This is a genomic window from Pseudomonas corrugata, assembly GCF_050920615.1.
In the GTDB taxonomy this organism is placed as follows: Bacteria; Pseudomonadota; Gammaproteobacteria; order Pseudomonadales; family Pseudomonadaceae; genus Aquipseudomonas; species Aquipseudomonas corrugata.
This window is the reverse complement of record NZ_CP130434.1, coordinates 1,303,217-1,320,117: the sequence shown is the minus strand read 5'-3', so window position 1 is coordinate 1,320,117 and position 16,901 is coordinate 1,303,217. Positions and strand designations below refer to the sequence as shown.

The window sequence follows — 16,901 nt, the reverse complement described above, 5'->3', positions numbered from 1 at the left end:
GCCCTGCCCCTCAACGCGCCGACAGGATCTTGCCCCGGCATTCGCCGAAACCGATGGAAGCGACGCCCTCACGGCTGCAACGGGCTCGCAGGATGATTTCGTCGCCATCCTCGAGGAATTTGCGCACTTCACCAGACGCCAGCTCGATCGGTTTCTTGCCGCCCTCGGTGATCTCCAGCAAGCTGCCGAACTGACCGCTCTCCGGACCCGACAAGGTGCCCGAGCCGAACAGGTCGCCGGCCTGCAACTGGCAGCCATTGACGCTATGGTGCGCGACCATCTGCGCCACGGTCCAATACATGTAGCGGGTGTTGCTCAACGTCAGGCGATGGGCCGGCAGATTCTGCTCACGCATGGTTTCGGTCAGCAGCAGGACCTCCAGCTCGATATCAAAGGCGCCGCCGTCCTGGTCGCGCTTGTCCAGCAGATAGGGCAGGGGTTGCGGATCGCCTTCCGGCCGCGCCGGTTGAGGGCAGCGGAACGGCTCCAGGGCTTCAGCCGTCACGACCCACGGCGAAATACTGGTCAGAAAGCTCTTTGACAGAAAAGGCCCCAGCGGCTGGTATTCCCAGGCCTGGATATCCCGAGCCGACCAATCGTTGAGCAGGCAGAACCCACCGATGTGCTCGGCGGCGTCACCGATGGCGATGGGCTCGCCCAGTGCATTGCCCTTGCCGATCCAGATCCCCAGCTCCAGCTCGTAGTCCAGCCGCGAGCAGGGGCCGAAGGTCGGTTCACTCTGGCCGGCGGGCAGGGTCTGGCCCTTGGGGCGACGTACATCGGTGCCGGACGGGCGGATGGTCGAGGCGCGACCGTGGTAACCGATGGGAACGTATTTGTAGTTGGGCAACAGCGGGTTGTCGGGGCGGAACAGTTTGCCGACATTCTGCGCATGCTCGATGCCGACGTAGAAGTCGGTGTAGTCGTTGATTTTCGCCGGCAGGTGCATCTGGCAATCCGTCGCCAGAGGAAGCATCTTCGTCCCTTGGGCCAGAATCAGCTCGCGTTGCGCACTGTCTTCGCCCAACAAGGCCTGCAGCCGTTCACGCAAGGCCACCCGGGCATTGCGGCCCAGTTCGAAGAATGCGTTCAACTGGCCGCCGCTCATGGCTTCGACGGCTTCGCGCGCCGCGCCATCGAACAGTCCTGCTTGCAACGCGGCCTGCAGATCGAAAACATGATCGCCAATGGCAACACCGCTTCGCGGAGCACCACCGCCCACGCTGAAGATCCCCAGCGGCAGGTTCTGCAGTGGGAAATCGGCATGGCCGTTGGCGGAGGCAACCCAGCTACGGGCAGGGGAAACTTGGGTCATGGATTATCTCCGGGTCGGGTCGAACGTGACGGGCAGCGAAGCCCAACAGGCATCGTAGTCGGTTTGCAGTTGCGGGCAATCCAGGGCGAAACGGCTCGGGCGCAGCACCTGGCTGGTTTCGAACATGAAGGCCATGGTGTTATCTATTTTCACCGGCGTCAGCTCGGCGTTGATCGCCTTGGTGCAGGTTTCGCCATCCGGACCATGGGCGCTCATGCAGCTGTGCAAGGAGGCGCCACCCGGCACGAAACCCTCGGCCTTGGCATCGTAGGCGCCCTGGATCAGGCCCATGAATTCGTTCATCAGGTTGCGGTGGAACCACGGTGGACGGAAGGTTTTTTCCGCGACCATCCAGCGCGGCGGGAAGATCACGAAGTCGAGATTGGCCAGGCCGTGGACGCTGGTAGGCGAGGTCAACACGGTGAAGATCGAAGGGTCCGGATGATCGAAGCTGACCGTGCCGATGGTGTTGAAGCGGCGCAGATCGTATTTGTACGGCACGTTGTTGCCGTGCCAGGCCACGACGTCGAACGGCGAATGATCCAGTTCGCAAGCCCACAACTCACCGAGGAATTTCTGCACCAGCGTGGTCGGTTGTGGAAGGTTCTCGTAATGCGCGACTGGTGTCAGGAAGTCCCGCGGGTTGGCCAGGCCGTTGCTGCCGATGGGGCCGAGATCAGGCAGGCGCAGCGGCGCGCCATGGTTCTCGGCGAGGTAGCCGCGGGCCTGCGGATCGAGCAGCTCGATGCGAAACTTCAGGCCGCGAGGCAGCACGGCGATTTCCAGCGGAACCAGTTCCAGCCGGCCCAGCTCGGTGACGATTCGCAGTCGCCCTGACTGCGGCACGATCAGCCACTCGCCGTCCGCATTGAAGAACACCCGCTCCATGGAGCGGTTGGCACGGTAGTGAAAGATACTGATGCCGGCGGGCTTGTCCTGGCCGGCATTGGCCGCCATGCGCACCAGCCCGTCGATGAAGTCAGTGGGTTCGGCGGGGATGTCCAAGGGATTCCAGCGCAGGCGATTCGGTGTGACCTCGCCCAGCGCCCCGCCAGCCAGCTGGCGCTCCAGTTTGATGAATGCCGGATGGTTGGCCGATGGCCGGATGCGATACATCCAGGTACGCCGCGCCTCGCTGCGAGTCATGGTGAACGCCGTACCGGAAAACAACTCGGCGTAGAGACCGTATGGCGCCTTCTGCGGAGAGTTCTGGCCGGCAGGCAGCGCACCAGGCAGCGCTTCACTGGCAAATTCGTTGCCGAAGCCTGATTGGTACGCCAGCCCTGACGCTGTGGAATCGAGGTTCATGGAGCCTCCTGAACATCTGTTATTTTTATCGTAATTCGATTACGCATAACGTAATTTGCTCGACAGCGACCGTCAAGCTATAAAGACGCCCATTCGCTCCCGGATCCAGCGCCTCCATGGAAACCCCGCTCAATAACAGCAAGCAGAAAGTCCGCTCGGCCGAAGTCGGCACCGACATCCTCAAAGCCCTGGCCGAACTTTCCCCCTCCACGTCGCTGTCGCGCCTGGCCGAACACGTGCAGATGCCGGCGAGCAAGGTTCATCGCTATCTGCAGGCCTTGATAGCCAGCGGTTTCGCCGAACAGAACACCGCCACCAACCACTACGGCCTGGGGCGCGAAGCCTTGCGGGTGGGCCTGGCGGCGCTGAACGGCATGGACGTGCTGCAAGTGGCCGCCCTGCCCCTGGCGGAACTGCGGGATGACTTGAACGAAACCTGTTTCCTGGCGGTGTGGGGCAATCACGGCGCGACCGTGGTACGGATCGAACCCGCCGTGCGCGCCGTGACCGTGGTGACGCAACTGGGTTCGGTGTTGCCGTTGCTCAGTTCGTCCACCGGACTGGTGTTCAGTGCCTATCTGCCGGAGCGCGAGACCATCGAGCTGCGAGAACAGGAAGTGGCGAGCAGCGGCAATCACGCACTGGCCGACGACCGTGCCTATGCCACCCTGTGCGAGCAGATCCGCGGTCGGGGATTGCACCATGTGCATGGCTTGCTGATGCCGGGGGTGGACGCCTTGTCCGCGCCGGTCTTCAATGCCGTCGGCCAGGTCACGGCCGTCATGACCATCGTCGGCCCGACCTCGCTGTTCCATGCCGATGAGAATGGCCCGGCGGCCCAACGACTGTTGGCGGCGACCCGGGCCGTGAGTTGGCGAATGGGGTATGAGTCCGGCTCAGGATCAGCTCAGACTAACCCATGACCCCCATGACCTTGGCCTTCGCCACCGCCTGGGTACGTCGCTGTACACCCAACTTGCTATGTATCCGCCGCGCATGGGTTTTAACCGTGTGCAACGATATGAACAGTTGTTCGGCAATCTGCTGGTTTGAATAACCTTGGGCAATCAGGCCCAGGACTTCCAACTCTCGCTGGCTGAGCAACGTGTCTTCGGTGCCGGTCGCCGGCTGTCCGACGGTCTCAACCGATTGCGCCCAACGCAGCAGTTCCGGCTGACGCAAGCGCAGCTCGCACAGGGCCTGCTGCGCGCGCCAACAGGCGACCCGCTCGAGGCCTTCCAGCATCAGCACACGGGCCTGTGCATGATCGCCGCACAGCCAGACGACTTCGGCCAACGCCAGATGCAGCTCAGTTTCCAGCGCCTGCATGCCACAGCGCTGCGCCTGGGCAATCATGATCTCCAGTCGGGCCTGCGGGTCTTGCGCCCGCTGCAGGTAGACCTCGGCCAGTATCAGCAGGTATTCAAGCCGCGGGATCAATTCCAAGGTCGCCGGTGGCGCGTGTTTGGCCTTTGGGCCGCGAAAATGCCGCAGGACCCGGGTCAACGCTTCATAGGCCAGCTCCGGGCGGCCCTGTTGCAACCAGAACTGACAACTGGTCTGCAGCAATACGCCACGGTATACGGTGTCGGGAATGTGCCGCTGCTGCATGACCCGCTCGGCTTCACGCAGTTGCACAAAGGCCTCGCCGTAGTCGCCCTGATTAGCGGCCAGGCTGGCCTTGCCGAGAAACCCATAGAGCACTTGTTTGTCCTGGCTATGCATGCTCGTTTCCAGGCCCGTTTGAAACTGCTCCGCTGCTTGCTCCTCGAACCCCATGCGCAATGCCAGGCGACCGCGTCGCAGGGCAATGCGACCCAGCAACGGAGAAAAGTCCTGGCCTGGCTTATCGAGCAACGCCTGGACCGCCCCCAACAGATGGTCGGCCCGATGGGGCGCGCCGCGTTGCTCCAGCAATTGGGCGTGATCGAGCTCCAACAACCCCTCGAACACCAGCGAGCCCTGTGCACGCGCCAAGCATAGCGCCTGGCGATTGATCCATTGTGCCGACGCCAGCTCGCCCTTGAGCAAGGCCTGTTGTGTCAGCCCAGACTGGCACAGCAGCCTCGAAGCCCAAGCCTCCGGATCCAGGCTGCTCTGGGCCAGGAGAAAGTGTTCGCTCGCCTGATCCCCCTCGCCTGCCAGGTGCCACAACCAGCCACTGAGAACCTGCCACCGCGCAACCAACTGACGCTGCTGGCAGGCCTTGGGCTGGGGGGCAAACCTGGCCAGTTGCTCAATGCATTCCAATGCCTGATCGAAGCGCCCGGCGAACAACAGCGCGGCCGTCACCAGACCCACCGATTGCGGCGTACCCAGCGTCAGCGCTTCGCCCTGTCGATCATGCAAGTCCAGCAACAGCACCACGGTGCGACGTTGCAAGACGTGTTCGAAGCTCAGGTGCTGCAAGAAACTGACGGCGGCCTCGAACTCTTCAGCCAGCATCGCCTGCTCGAACGCCATTGGCCAGTCCTGCTCGGCGGCAAACCACTGGCAAGCCCGTCGATGCCAGGACCGTCCCTGCGGCCACGGTTCCTCGCGCACCAACCGGGCCAGGGCCGGGAATACCTGCAACCAGTCCGACGACTGCTCCCAGGGTTCGATGAAACACCCCAGGTCCCTCAACAAGGGCAGGCATTCCGCACCTACGGTGTCACCAAACAGATGTTCGCACAGCCGCGCATTGAAGCGCGGCAGATGGGCCAGCACGCGCCAGGCCTGTGCCTGGTCCGGGGGCAACGCACTGAACAGCTCGTGCTCGAGGTAATCAAGCAAGGTGCCGGGGCGCCCCGGTGATGCGTGGCGGCGCGCCCACTCGCAACGCTCGAGCAAGGCAATGCGCACACCGGCGCACCAGCCACCGCTGCGCTGTATCACCTCGCGGGCCGTACGGGTCGCCAGGGGGCCGGGCAAATGACCGAGCAACGGTTGAATATCCTCAGGGCTGAACATCAGCGCCTTCGCGTCGAATTCGTGCAACTCATCATCGAGCAGCAAGCGCAACCAGTTGCAGTGTGGACGGCGACGGCCATTGAGCCACAGGTGCAGCGCCGGGCTGCTGGCGTTCAACAGACGGTCGAGCAACTGGTCCAGTTCGGGATTAGGCACCCGGCAATAATCATCCAGGAACAGCCATGTCGGCGTCTGCAAGCGCGCCAGATGGGACAGCAGCGCTGCCTCCCCAATCACCGGCAGCCCGAGGGTCTGCGCCAGTTGCTCGCACATTTGCTGCACGTCCAGCGCCGCGCCACCCAGCGGCAACCAATGCAGTCGACATCCGGCGGGAGCCTGGAGGAAACATTCGGCGAACAACGCACTCTTGCCACTGCCCGGCGGCGCGCAGAGCAGTTTTATCCGTGCTTGCGAGGTGAGCAAAGGCTCGCTCAGGGACCGTCGCGGCACATGCGTCGAGGACAGGCGAGGCAACAATCCTGGACGGTCCGGACACGGGGTCATGGCGGTCATGTGCGAGGGTCCTTTTTTATTGTTCTCTCATCACCCTAGCCCTGTGTCGCCAACCTTTGGAGAAGTATTCAGCGCGCTGATCGCGCCTCATAAGAAGACAACCGGACAGATGTTCCTGTGACGAGGGGATTCATCCCCGCTGCGGCGCGCAGCGGCCCCAAACCCTACGACTCGGTGTATCAGGCTGATTGAGTCGTCTGTGTTGGGGCTGCTGCGCAGCCCAGCGGGGATGAATCCCCTCGCCACAGATAAATCCCCTCGCCACAGTCAGAAGACCATCGAGGCTTACCGAACCCCGCTCGAGCGCAACGCCGCCGGTGTGTAGTCGGCTGCCCTGGCCTCGAAACCATACTCATAGCTGTGCTTCTCTTCGTTCTTCATGCCCAGCGCAATGTAGCGGCCGGCAATGATGTCGTAGAGCGTCTCGAGGGTGTAGCCGGGGTTCTGGTGGTCGTAATAGAACTGCGCATGCCCTTCGGCCACGCGCCACAATTGACCACGGCCGTCGTAGTGATCCACCAGCGCCGCCTGCCAGCTGTCCTCGTCGAAGTACATGTGGCGCTTGGCATAGATGTGTCGCTCGTTGGGCTTGACCGTACCGATCACTTCCCAGACCCGGTGCAACTCGTATCGGGTCAGGTCCTGGTTGATGTGGCCGGCCTTGATCACGTCGTCGTACTTGAGGCTCGGTGAATCGAGTTTGTAGCTGTTGTACGGAATGTACATTTCCTTCTTGCCGATCAACTGCCAGTCGTAGCGGTCCGGCGCACCGGAGAACAGGTCGAAGTTGTCGGAAGTACGCAACCCGTCGGCGGCGGTGCCCGGGCCATCGTAGGCCACCTGTGGGGCGCGGCGCACACGGCGCTGGCCGGCGTTGTAGATCCAGGCCAGGCGTGGTTCCTTCACTTGGTCGAGGGTTTCATGCACCAGCAGCACATTGCCGGCCAGACGTGCGGGGGCGGTGACTTCCTGCTTGAAATAGGTCAGCACGTTGCTGGCTTTTTCCGGATCGGCGTCCTTGATCAGGGCCGGCACAGCCACTTCCTCTTCGAAACGGATCGGCGTAAAGCTGCCGTTGGTCTGCGGTGTGGCCTGGGTGATGATGCGCCGCAGGTTGCCACCGTGATAACGGGTGATGTGGTTCCAGATGACTTCCACACCGTTCTTGGGAATCGGAAACGCGTAGTAACGGTTGCCGGTGAAATTGGCCAGTCCGTTACCGTCGTTGATCGCGGTGACATTGAGTGCGCTGCGCTTGGCCGACTCGTAGATTTCCGGCGGCAACCCTACGCTGCGATGGGTCGGATAAACCGGGATCTTGTAGGTTTCCGGGTAGCGCTTGAACATCGCGACCTGACCTTCGGAAAGCTTGTCCTTGTACTTGTCCACCGTCGCGGCAGTAATGATGAACAGTGGCTTCTCATTGGCGAACGGATCCGCCAGAAAGCCCTTGCTGTCCACGGCACCGGCGTTTTTCGGGATACCACCGGTCCAGGCCGGGATCGAGCCATCGGCATTACCGGCTTTCTCCGCTCCCAGCGGCGTCAGGCTGGTGCCCAGTTTGTTCGCCTCGTCCGGCGAGACCGCCGCCATCACGTTTGCGGCCAGCAGGCTCAAGGCCAGGGCACCGCATTGCAGGATCATCTTGCGCATAGGGTTTTCCTTGTCAGCCAGATCAGAAGTTCACGCCGAAGCTCAACGCGAGGAAGTCGCGATCCTTGAGGACGTTGTAGTCGCCGCCGAAAAAGTCGGTGTAGCTCAGGCTGGCGGTGTAGGTGTTGCGATAGTCGGCATCGACGCCGAGGCTGACGGCCTTGGCGCCCTCGTTGAACAGGCCGTTGGGACCGTAGCCGGCCACGTCATGGGACCAGGACACGTTGGGTTTGAAGTTGATGCCGGCGACGACGTTGGAGTAGTCGAGGATCGCCCGGGCGCGATAGCCCCATGAGGTCGAGGTGACGAAGCCATCGGTGTCACCGTTGAACCCGTATTGGCCATAGACCGAGTCGCGGCCGTAACGCAGTTTGTCCTTGGACTCCAGCCCACCGACATGCACCACCGCCGCCTCGCCCACCAGGGTCAAGCGATCCGCACCCCATACCTGATCGACGAAGTGGGTCAGGGTGCTTTGGATCTGGGTGATTTCCTTGCGGCGGTAGCCGGTGTTGTCGGCGCCCGGCGAAGTGGCGATAGGTGACGCTGCGCCACCGGCTATTGGATTTAGCAAGGCCAGGGTCAGGTCGTTGGTGTTGAGCTGCACCGGTGCGTTGGGGCGATAGCTGATCTCACCGGTCCATGCGGTGCCGGTGGGCAGCGTGGTGGAGAAGCTGGCACCGTACAGGCGTATGTCCTCAGGGTATTCGAGGTAGTACTGACCGCGGCCGAGCATCACGCTTTGGGCCAGGCCGGCACCACTGCCCGGCGACAGGCCGTTGGCAATCGCAACCATTCCCGGCAAAGCCGCCAGGGTTGAGGCTCCCGCCGTCGTGGTACCGACAGTAGGGGTGCGACTGTGATAGTTCATGAAGTACAAGCCGTACTCGGTGTCATCACCAAGCCAGCGCAACGCCGTACCCCACTGGCCGGAGTCACGGGCATCACGGTCGCCGCCACGAGGAATGACCACGCCTTCGCTGGACACCTCGATCCCCTGACCGAACGCCTGGGTCAGCGGTACGAACGGCGCGATAGCCGGGCTGCCCACGGTATAGCCACTGGTGCAGCCATCCGCTACCACGTCATTGCCGAAGAACGTGCCGCAGTTGTCGACCACCGTCTGGTCCCACTCCAACTGGTAGAAGCCCTCGATGGTGAGCTTGTCGGTCAGGCCTTGGGAGGCGAACAGCATGTTCACCGGAATCAGTCCTTCCTTGATCTCGGCACCCGGGCGACGGAATGCGGACACGTCCACCGGGTTGATGCTGTTGATGGAGTTGCCGATGAAGGTACTCTCCCCCCAACTGACCACCTGTTTGCCGGCACGCACGGTGCCCGGCAGATCGGCGATGGAATAGTTGTGATAGACGAAGGCATCGAGAATCTCCGCCCCCGAAGACTTGGCGCCCTCCTTGCGATTACTGTCGCTGATGTCCTTGAACGGACGGCTTTCGTCCTTCAGCTCGAAGTCATACCAGTACTTGCCACGCACGAACACGCCGGTATCACCGTACTTGAGCTCAAGGTCGTGCAGGCCCTTGAAGATCTTCGAGAAGGTCTCGCCCTTCTTGAAATTCAGCCGTCCATCATCACCCGTGGAAGACTGACCCCTACCGCCGTTGACCGTGCCGATAAAGTCCTTGTTGGCATCGCTCATACCCCAGCTCGCGCCCACGGACAGCGAGGAGTCGAACTGGCCTTCGATCTCGCCAATGTTGAATGAGACGGCCTGCGCCTGGGCGCAGCAGCCCAAGGCCACCGCGACGGCCAGCGCCTGCGGCTTGAAGATGGCGCGCATTGTTATTGTTGTCATGCGTCTTCCCCGGTGAGTGACAGAGTCTTCACCCTACTGCCGCCCGCCACGGTCGATAAGCGCACCAAGGAGGTATTCACGTTGTCGCTCGAAAGGATTAGTGCCCGCACGAGACGGGGCTTTGCACACGCCATGGATGGGCTGGATAGCGGCCCATCAGTTCAACGCATATTCGACGTCTTGTTTCGACTGTTGCGCGCGCCGTAACAGTGCATGTCCGGATCCGCTCTGTTTCCCGATGCGCCCGATCCCTATGCTGGCCGGGCTTTCAGGGTAACGGGCCTGCAAGCACCCGCCATGGCATCCCTCACGCCTGGCGCACCGTCATTCGGATGGATTATCGATCCATCACCCCGTGCTTACCGACGTTGGTTTGTGGCTCCTTTGCAACGTCATCTTCAGGCCGCTGCTTTTTGCAGCGGCCTTTTTTATGTGGGTTATTTTTTTCCAGGGTGAAACTTCTCGATTCCCACAACATCTTCGGAATCTCTCACCTGCACACCCTCTGCGAACAAACTTATAGTATTTTTTCGTTCACAACAGCACTGACATATATGACGGTGGACAGGTTTATCACTGAACACTGACAAACACTATTTCAGTACCCGCATTCGAAAGGAACTCGACATGCCACAAGAAAAGAACATCCTTGTAAATAGAGGAATACCTCTCAGGCGCTCACCATCTTTAAATTTAGGACCTGGCGGATCAATTCCGAACGGCTCTGGATTTGGAGGAATGTCAGGCACTGCCTACTCCGACCTCGGTCCCGACACAATCGATTACGCCAATGAATGGCTGATTGAAAGCAACACCGATACCGAGAAGATTTACAGGGAAAACATTAAAAATCTCAAACATATAACCGATGCCGAACTTTCACAAACCAGAGAGACTGCTCGTAAGATGCTCCCCCTTGGGGTTGATGCTAACAACATTGAAGCAAGAACACTCACCCTACACTTGTCAAAAGCAAGGGCAGACCACCAAGAACAAGTAACAATAGCCAATCGTTATTACGGACATGACCCACTGACCCACAAAGGTCGCGATCCCTTTTACAAGGGATTCGATGCCCCGGACCGCATCTCGCAAGGGGAGTATTACAAAGCAGTAGGAAAATGGAATATCTCTTACGCTGCAGCTTACGAAGCAAAGTTTCTGGCTGAACAGATAAAGCTATTGGAAGCGCGCTTAGTCATACAAAACAAAGTCGTCGCCGAAGCCAGCGCAAGAACAGCGGCAGCAGCTCAGGCAAAAGCCCAGGCTGACAGACAGCGTACAGCCGCTATAAAAGCACGCAAGGCCGCCAAAGCCGAGGCCAAACGTAATGCCAAAAGAAGACGGATTGCAGCGAAAGCAGCCCAACGTCAGGCAGAAATCCCTGAAGCACGTAAACCAGTCTTGGCTGCCACCACACGTCCAGTATTAGCCTCCGCTGCAATTGCTCCCGCATTAAGCGTTATCGGAGGAAGCTTCGCCGCCGATCAGGTGATCGCCTTGGCAATCACTAATGCGTTACGCGCCGCAGCCGCGGCAGTCATCGATACCCTTATCACCCTTGCTGGGCCCGCTGCCGCTGGGATTACAGCCCTGGTTTATACCTCGGAATTAGGTAACGGCGATCTCTATGTACTGAGTGTTCCTCTGTCGGAACTCGCGCCGGACAACACCGATGACCTGCATGCCATCGCCACATCAAGAGGTGAAACCCATCTCCCGGTTGCTCTGGGTTCCAGGACCATCGCCAACAAAACGGAGTTCATCGTTGCTGCCACCCCGGCCGACTCAACGCTCGCCAAAGTACCGGTCAGGCTGGCTACCTTTGACCCACAGGAAAATATCTACAAGTCCCATAGCCAGGACGCCGAATCCATTGGCATAACCTGGACGCCTGTCGTAACGACGGACAATGTCTCTACCTCCCTGCCTGCAAGCATCCCTGATGTTATTCATTACAGCGGCGCCATCCTGGAAATTAAGGCAGGGCGACTCGATACACATCCAGAGCTGGATCGTTATAGCTTTGGCGGGTTCGTCACGGTATTTCCGGTTGAGTCAGGCATCGCGCCGCTCTATACCGTGTTCAGCAATCCCTATGAGGGAGCAACGACAAAAGGAGAGCACAGTGGGCGGGACTTCAATCCAGATAAGGCAGGTGGGCCTATTATTGATCTGGACTGGAGAACGGCGACGGTTACCCGGGAGGGGATAGATACCATTAAGCTGCATATAGCAAGACTGAGCCCGTCAGATGCGAATGGCGTCATGATAAAACGGCTTGAAAATATTCTGAGCGGCGACATTGATGTCACCGATACAGACCTACGGTACTACACTCATGAAATCAGAGAACTCGAAAGATTTCGAAATCTTGGACTTAGGGATGATTTTGTGCCTACAGATGACTCATCCTATTGGAACAATGCCCACACAGCGACGCTTGAAGATTATAAAATTCAAGATCGAGCATCATTACTTTATACAACGGATGCCCTAGCCAAAGCAGACCTACAGGACGAAAGAGATTACAAAAAAATGCTGAAGGAGATGGGGCAATGAACATTATTGAACAAATAGTAAAGAACGAGCCACTAGAAGAAATCGTTACAGTATTTGCGCTACTAAAGCCCCTCCCACATCTAGACATGATGATCCGACGTCATAATCCTGAGCTTGTACAGCACGGGGAACTTGAAAGGACTTACACCAAACTTTTCGAAGCCGGGATACTGGCAATCGGCCAAAAAGGGCTCTGCATTAAAGGGCCTAACTGGAAAGCACCAAAATTCTTCCTTGAAAAAAGATACACCTAACCATTAGCCGCTGCCTGTGCAGCGGCTTCTTCCTTTCAGGTTATAGAACCCCACAAACCAAACGCCAATTCCTACAAAAGACCAAGACCCTCACTACAAGCCAATTTGAAGATCATTGTTAGTCTGAAGTTAATCGAAGCGCACAGCTTCGACCCCTTCAATTATCAATGAGCACATTTATGTACCCGATAAATTCCACCCGTTACCGTTCAAACAAAGGCCACAACAACCGCATTCGCTTTCTGATCTTCCACTACACGGCCGCCAATTTCTCATCTTCCATCAGCGCACTGACCGGCGCCTCCGTCAGCGCCCATTACCTGGTTCCGGACTTCACTGACCCGAGTTATGCGCAAGCAGGTTTCAACGAGCCGCAGATTTTCAATCTGGTGGACGAAAACAAGCGTGCCTGGCACGCAGGGGTGAGCAGTTGGGGCAATCGCAACAATTTGAACGACACGTCCATTGGAGTCGAAATCGTCAATCTGGCCGCTGATCACCAGGGAACATTCACCTTCCCGCCTTACTCACCGCAGCAAATCGAAGCAGTGGAGCAGTTGGCCCTCGACATACTCGGGCGTTATCCCGATATCAGCCCGGTCAATGTCGTGGCGCATTCGGACATCGCCGCCGGGCGCAAGAGTGACCCGGGCCCGATGTTTCCCTGGCATGCTTTGTATCTGAAAGGCATCGGCGCGTGGTTCGATGACTGCACGCAACAGTCTTTCCTGCAGGCCTACCGATGCGTGGGTGTGCCGGCGCGGGAACATCTGCTGGGGCTGTTCAGGAAGTATGGGTATGACACGACGGCGGCCACGACGGGCATGGGTTTCCAGCGTTTGGTGAGGGCCTTCCAGTTGCACTTTCGGCCGGCGAAACATGACGGGGTGATGGATATCGAGACAGCGGCGAACCTGGCGGCCTTGGTAAAGAAGTACTTTCCCTGAGCACGGTTATCGTCGGCAACGACAACCGGCCCAGACAATAAAGGTTACACGGCGTAACGCTGCATGTTCGCCATCATTTCCTTCAACGCTTCCAGGTTGTCATTCGGATGCACCGCGTTGTCGAAATCGCAGATCTGTTGCCAATGGGCAGCAACATCTTCGGGCGAGAAGCCTTTGCTTGGATCGAACCCGACGCCGAGGCTGCGCTCCCAGCGTACCTTGCCCATCCAGCCGCCGCCCACTTCGAACAACCCGGAGGTTTCCTGGCAGGCTTCGCTGGCCAGGTACACCACCAACGGGCTGACGAATTCGGGCTTAAGCTGTTCGAACACTTGCGGCGGCATCAGGCCTTCGGTCATGCGCGTGCCGCCGGTGGGAGCGATGGCGTTGACCAGGATATTGTTCTTGCGCCCCTCGATAGCCAGGGTGCGAGTCAGGCCATAAAGGCCGAGCTTGGCCATACCGTAGTTGGATTGGCCGAAGTTGCCGTAGATGCCGGACGTGGAAGCGGTGAAGATTACCCGGCCATAATTTTGCTCACGCAGGTGCGGCCAGGCGGCACGGGTGACTTTGTACGCGCCCTCGACGTGAACGCGATAGACCAGGTCCCAATCGGCGTCGTCCATTTTGTGGAAGGTCTTGTCCCGCAGGATACCGGCGTTGTTCACCACGACATCGACCCGGCCAAACGCATCGAGGGCGTTTTGCACAAGCTTGTCGCCATCGGTAACGGAATCGTGGTTCGCCTCGGCAATCCCCCCGGACTCGCGGATTTCAGCGACCACCCGATCCGCCGCCGAAGCATTGGCCCCTTCCCCCTGGGCCGAGCCGCCGAGGTCGTTGACCAGCACCTTGGCGCCTTGCCTGGCGAACAGCAGCGCATGGGCCCGCCCCAGCCCACCGCCGGCTCCCGTGACGATTACCACTTTATCTTCGAAGCGCACAGACTCACTCATGGGCAGAACTCCAGCAGGCCGAGGATTTAAAACCTGAGTGTCAGGCACGGGGCTGACGGTCACAATCAACACGGTTTAGAGTGAATGGTAGGCGATAAGACAGGGGGATGATGCGTATACCGGCTTCACTTCCAATATCGATGCAAGCCGGCCCAGCGCTTTCGCGAGCAGGCTCGCTCCCACAGGGGGTTGGCGGTGGACGCTGGTCTCGGGTTCAACCCGGACAGGGTGGGAGCGAGCCTGCTCGCGATAGGGAGCTGCCAGTCACAGACACTTCACCGAGGCCCGCAGCTGCATTGGCGCCGCGAGGTTTTCACGGAACGCCAGGTAATGCTTGAGCACCTGCACCGGGGCTTCGGTCTGTGGGTAATGTCCGATGTCGGGCAGCAGCACCGTATCTGCATTCGGGATCAGGGCCTCATAACGTGCCACCATGTGTGCACCGGAAATCGGATCGAACGCGCCGTCGATCACCCGCAGCGGCACCTCGCCGCGCTGCATCGCCTGTACCCAGCGATCACGCTGCACGCGGCGTTCGGGAATGTAGCGGATGAGTCTGTGCATGATCCGTGGCCCGTCGTGTTTTTTTACCAGGCTCCAGTAATCATCCAGTTCGCTTTCGCTGGGACCGCGCCAGGGGCCAAAGATCTGCCGAAAATTCCTGGCCAGGCCCTCGCGTGAAAAAGCGCGACCTATCAGCCAGCCCAGCGGGCTGAGCAACAATTTCTGCACCAGCACCGGACGATGGGTTTCCGGAAACAGACCACCATTGAGAAACACACAACTGGCGACCTCGATGCGTGCCTCGCAATGCCGGGCGATCAGCTCCTGGGCCACACTGTCACCATAATCGTGGGCCAGAATATGTACCGCTTGCCGCTCATCCAGATGCGCCAGCAATGCCTGCTGCAGATCCGCCTGCTCAAGCAGGCTGTAGACGTGGTCCGTCGGCTTGGCGGAGTCGCCAAAACCGAGCATGTCGCAGGCGATCACGCGATAACGCTGTGCCAGCGGCTGCCACAGGTAATGCCAGTCCCAACTGGCCGTGGGGAAACCGTGGATCAGTAGCAGCGGCTCACCATGTCCCGCCACCCAATAACGAATGGTGTGGCCCCGGAACAAGAAGGTCTGGCCGTGTTGACGCCAGACACGCAGCGGAATCTGGACCATAGGCATCAGTTTCTGTAGCCCTGGTCTTGCTGATCGAGCTTGCGCAGCAACGCTGGCCAGGCCAGCGCACCGCCCATGCCCTGGGCGCTTTTGGTGACCCCGGCAATCATCGCCCGGGCACCGGCCAGTATCTTCGGCTCAATGGGTATCAGCTCGGCCCCGCCGTTCTGCGCCAGAACTTGTATGTCGCAGGCACGCTGGAAGGTAAACATCATCAGGAATGTATCGGCGATGGTGCCAGCGCACGTCAGCAGCCCATGGTTATGCAGCATCAGGAAGTTGCGATCCCCCAGGTCGACCTGCAGGCGGGCCTTCTCTTCATGATTCAGGGCGACGCCTTCATAAGCGTGATAGGCAAGGCTCGATAACACGAACAAAGACTGTTGGCTGATCGGCAATACGCCTTGTTTCTGGGCCGATACCGCCACGCCGGCAGCGGTATGGGTGTGCAGCACGCAGGCAACATCGTCTCGTGCCTCGTGCACCGCACTGTGGATGGTGTAGCCGGCCGGATTGATTTCGTAGGGGCTATCCATCAGCTTGTGGCCGGCCAGATCGACCTTGACCAGGTTCGAGGCGGTGATCTCATGAAACATCAACCCGAAAGGGTTGATCAGAAAATCCTCGGTGCCGGGAACCTTCGCGGAGATATGGGTGAAAATCAGGTCATCCCAGCCATACAGCGCGACCAGCCGGTAGCAGGCGGCAAGATCGATACGGGTTTGCCATTCAGCGGCACTGACCTGGTCCTTGATGCTGAGTGTCGATTGGATGGGCGCTACGCTCACGGCTCTGACCTCTGGCTTATCGTTATAGTACTTGCACAGGAGAACCAGTCTAGTCAGCCCTTACCGGGACGGTAGTTGCCTTGGCAGCCAGCTTAATGACCGAGCGGGTCACCCATAGGAACCCGCCGCTGCCCTCAACCACGCAACGCGTCAACCAACTCGCCCAACCAAGGTTCAGCATCGGTTTCCGGAGTGACGCTTTCGCTGGCATCCAGGCGCAGCATCGGCAGCACCTCGCGCACGCCCAACTCGGCGAACAGCTCTCGCATCTGTTCGCCACCGCCGCAGAAGGTATCGCCATAACTGGCATCCCCCAGGCCGATAACCGCACCGGGCAGGCCGCGAAAGGACGCTGGCAGTTGATCGCGGACTATCGAATACAGCGGCATCAGATTGTCCGGCAGTTCGCCCATGCCGGTGGTGGATGTCACAGCCAGTAAGGCATGCGGGCTGAATGCCTGAATATCGGCCAGGGTTACCCGCGGATTGTGCAGGATTTCAAAGCCTGCTTCGCCGAGCAGCCTGGCAGCATGTCGAGCGACTTCTTCAGCGGTGCCGTACACCGAGCCGGAAAGGATGGCGACTTTCATCAATCTGGTCCTGAGCCTGAATAAAAGAGAAACGCGATAGTAACAGCCTGACCCGCGCCGCTACGATCACCCTCAAT

General features: G+C 59.5%; 13 protein-coding genes. 4 read left to right on the top strand and 9 right to left on the bottom strand.

The features are described from left to right. Window positions 1–10: 10 nt before the first annotated feature. Both fahA and hmgA read right to left on the bottom strand, forming a co-directional pair. Entirely contained in the window at window positions 11–1,315 is a 1,305-nt protein-coding gene (gene fahA, locus QZH45_RS05795) for a fumarylacetoacetase (protein ID WP_024777533.1), read from the bottom strand. 3 nt (window positions 1,316–1,318) lie between these two features. Further along, window positions 1,319–2,623: a homogentisate 1,2-dioxygenase gene (gene hmgA / locus QZH45_RS05790; protein ID WP_024777532.1), complete on the bottom strand. Its 1,305-nt coding sequence runs from the start codon at window positions 2,621–2,623 to the stop codon at window positions 1,319–1,321. A 116-nt stretch (window positions 2,624–2,739) separates the two neighbouring features. On the opposite strand from hmgA, the gene QZH45_RS05785 reads away from it, so the two are divergent. After that, window positions 2,740–3,546, top strand: a complete 807-nt coding sequence (locus tag QZH45_RS05785; protein ID WP_055135123.1) for an IclR family transcriptional regulator — start codon at window positions 2,740–2,742, stop codon at window positions 3,544–3,546. On the opposite strand, the gene QZH45_RS05780 is transcribed toward QZH45_RS05785, so the two are convergent. The 3 genes from QZH45_RS05780 to QZH45_RS05770 all read right to left on the bottom strand — a co-directional run bounded on the left by QZH45_RS05780 (window position 3,536) and on the right by QZH45_RS05770 (window position 9,557). After that, window positions 3,536–6,088 carry a helix-turn-helix transcriptional regulator gene (locus QZH45_RS05780; protein ID WP_055135124.1) on the bottom strand — a complete coding sequence of 851 codons (2,553 nt, stop codon included), beginning with the start codon at window positions 6,086–6,088 and terminating at the stop codon, window positions 3,536–3,538. The genes QZH45_RS05785 and QZH45_RS05780 overlap by 11 nt on opposite strands. Before the next feature lie 285 nt (window positions 6,089–6,373). Beyond that, complete coding sequence (locus tag QZH45_RS05775; RefSeq protein WP_024777529.1) at window positions 6,374–7,741, bottom strand: DUF1329 domain-containing protein; 1,368 nt, start codon at window positions 7,739–7,741, stop codon at window positions 6,374–6,376. A 22-nt stretch (window positions 7,742–7,763) separates the two neighbouring features. Beyond that, on the bottom strand, window positions 7,764–9,557 hold the full coding sequence (locus tag QZH45_RS05770; protein WP_024777528.1) for a DUF1302 domain-containing protein: 1,794 nt from the start codon (window positions 9,555–9,557) through the stop codon (window positions 7,764–7,766). Between the two features lie 627 nt (window positions 9,558–10,184). On the opposite strand from QZH45_RS05770, the gene QZH45_RS05765 reads away from it, so the two are divergent. From QZH45_RS05765 to QZH45_RS05755, 3 genes are all read left to right on the top strand, one after another. After that, window positions 10,185–12,119 (top strand): S-type pyocin domain-containing protein, encoded by a 1,935-nt coding sequence (locus QZH45_RS05765; RefSeq protein WP_081036502.1) that lies wholly within the window; start codon window positions 10,185–10,187, stop codon window positions 12,117–12,119. Continuing rightward, window positions 12,116–12,373 (top strand): hypothetical protein, encoded by a 258-nt coding sequence (locus tag QZH45_RS05760; RefSeq protein ID WP_024777526.1) that lies wholly within the window; start codon window positions 12,116–12,118, stop codon window positions 12,371–12,373. The genes QZH45_RS05765 and QZH45_RS05760 overlap by 4 nt, the downstream gene beginning before the upstream one ends. A gap of 179 nt (window positions 12,374–12,552) precedes the next feature. Next, window positions 12,553–13,320 (top strand): N-acetylmuramoyl-L-alanine amidase, encoded by a 768-nt coding sequence (locus QZH45_RS05755; RefSeq protein ID WP_024777525.1) that lies wholly within the window; start codon window positions 12,553–12,555, stop codon window positions 13,318–13,320. Between the two features lie 44 nt (window positions 13,321–13,364). On the opposite strand, the gene QZH45_RS05750 is transcribed toward QZH45_RS05755, so the two are convergent. The 4 genes from QZH45_RS05750 to QZH45_RS05735 form a co-directional block, all read right to left on the bottom strand. Then, window positions 13,365–14,276 carry an SDR family oxidoreductase gene (locus QZH45_RS05750; RefSeq protein ID WP_024777524.1) on the bottom strand — a complete coding sequence of 304 codons (912 nt, stop codon included), beginning with the start codon at window positions 14,274–14,276 and terminating at the stop codon, window positions 13,365–13,367. A gap of 264 nt (window positions 14,277–14,540) precedes the next feature. Continuing rightward, window positions 14,541–15,452 (bottom strand): alpha/beta fold hydrolase, encoded by a 912-nt coding sequence (locus QZH45_RS05745; protein WP_024777523.1) that lies wholly within the window; start codon window positions 15,450–15,452, stop codon window positions 14,541–14,543. Continuing rightward, on the bottom strand, window positions 15,452–16,234 hold the full coding sequence (locus tag QZH45_RS05740) for a class II aldolase/adducin family protein (RefSeq protein WP_024777522.1): 783 nt from the start codon (window positions 16,232–16,234) through the stop codon (window positions 15,452–15,454). The genes QZH45_RS05745 and QZH45_RS05740 overlap by 1 nt, the downstream gene beginning before the upstream one ends. A 134-nt stretch (window positions 16,235–16,368) precedes the next feature. Next, window positions 16,369–16,824 carry a flavodoxin gene (locus QZH45_RS05735; RefSeq protein WP_024777521.1) on the bottom strand — a complete coding sequence of 152 codons (456 nt, stop codon included), beginning with the start codon at window positions 16,822–16,824 and terminating at the stop codon, window positions 16,369–16,371. Window positions 16,825–16,901: the final 77 nt, after the last annotated feature.

What these genes read in the sequence shown, in the direction of transcription:
- fahA (WP_024777533.1), bottom strand. Translation starts at nt 1,315, where the DNA reads ATGACCCAAGTTTCCCCTGCCCGTAGCTGGGTTGCCTCCGCCAACGGC.
- hmgA (WP_024777532.1), bottom strand. Translation starts at nt 2,623, where the DNA reads ATGAACCTCGATTCCACAGCGTCAGGGCTGGCGTACCAATCAGGCTTC.
- QZH45_RS05785 (WP_055135123.1), top strand. Translation starts at nt 2,740, where the DNA reads ATGGAAACCCCGCTCAATAACAGCAAGCAGAAAGTCCGCTCGGCCGAA.
- QZH45_RS05780 (WP_055135124.1), bottom strand. Translation starts at nt 6,088, where the DNA reads ATGACCGCCATGACCCCGTGTCCGGACCGTCCAGGATTGTTGCCTCGC.
- QZH45_RS05775 (WP_024777529.1), bottom strand. Translation starts at nt 7,741, where the DNA reads ATGCGCAAGATGATCCTGCAATGCGGTGCCCTGGCCTTGAGCCTGCTG.
- QZH45_RS05770 (WP_024777528.1), bottom strand. Translation starts at nt 9,557, where the DNA reads ATGACAACAATAACAATGCGCGCCATCTTCAAGCCGCAGGCGCTGGCC.
- QZH45_RS05765 (WP_081036502.1), top strand. Translation starts at nt 10,185, where the DNA reads ATGCCACAAGAAAAGAACATCCTTGTAAATAGAGGAATACCTCTCAGG.
- QZH45_RS05760 (WP_024777526.1), top strand. Translation starts at nt 12,116, where the DNA reads ATGAACATTATTGAACAAATAGTAAAGAACGAGCCACTAGAAGAAATC.
- QZH45_RS05755 (WP_024777525.1), top strand. Translation starts at nt 12,553, where the DNA reads ATGTACCCGATAAATTCCACCCGTTACCGTTCAAACAAAGGCCACAAC.
- QZH45_RS05750 (WP_024777524.1), bottom strand. Translation starts at nt 14,276, where the DNA reads ATGAGTGAGTCTGTGCGCTTCGAAGATAAAGTGGTAATCGTCACGGGA.
- QZH45_RS05745 (WP_024777523.1), bottom strand. Translation starts at nt 15,452, where the DNA reads ATGCCTATGGTCCAGATTCCGCTGCGTGTCTGGCGTCAACACGGCCAG.
- QZH45_RS05735 (WP_024777521.1), bottom strand. Translation starts at nt 16,824, where the DNA reads ATGAAAGTCGCCATCCTTTCCGGCTCGGTGTACGGCACCGCTGAAGAA.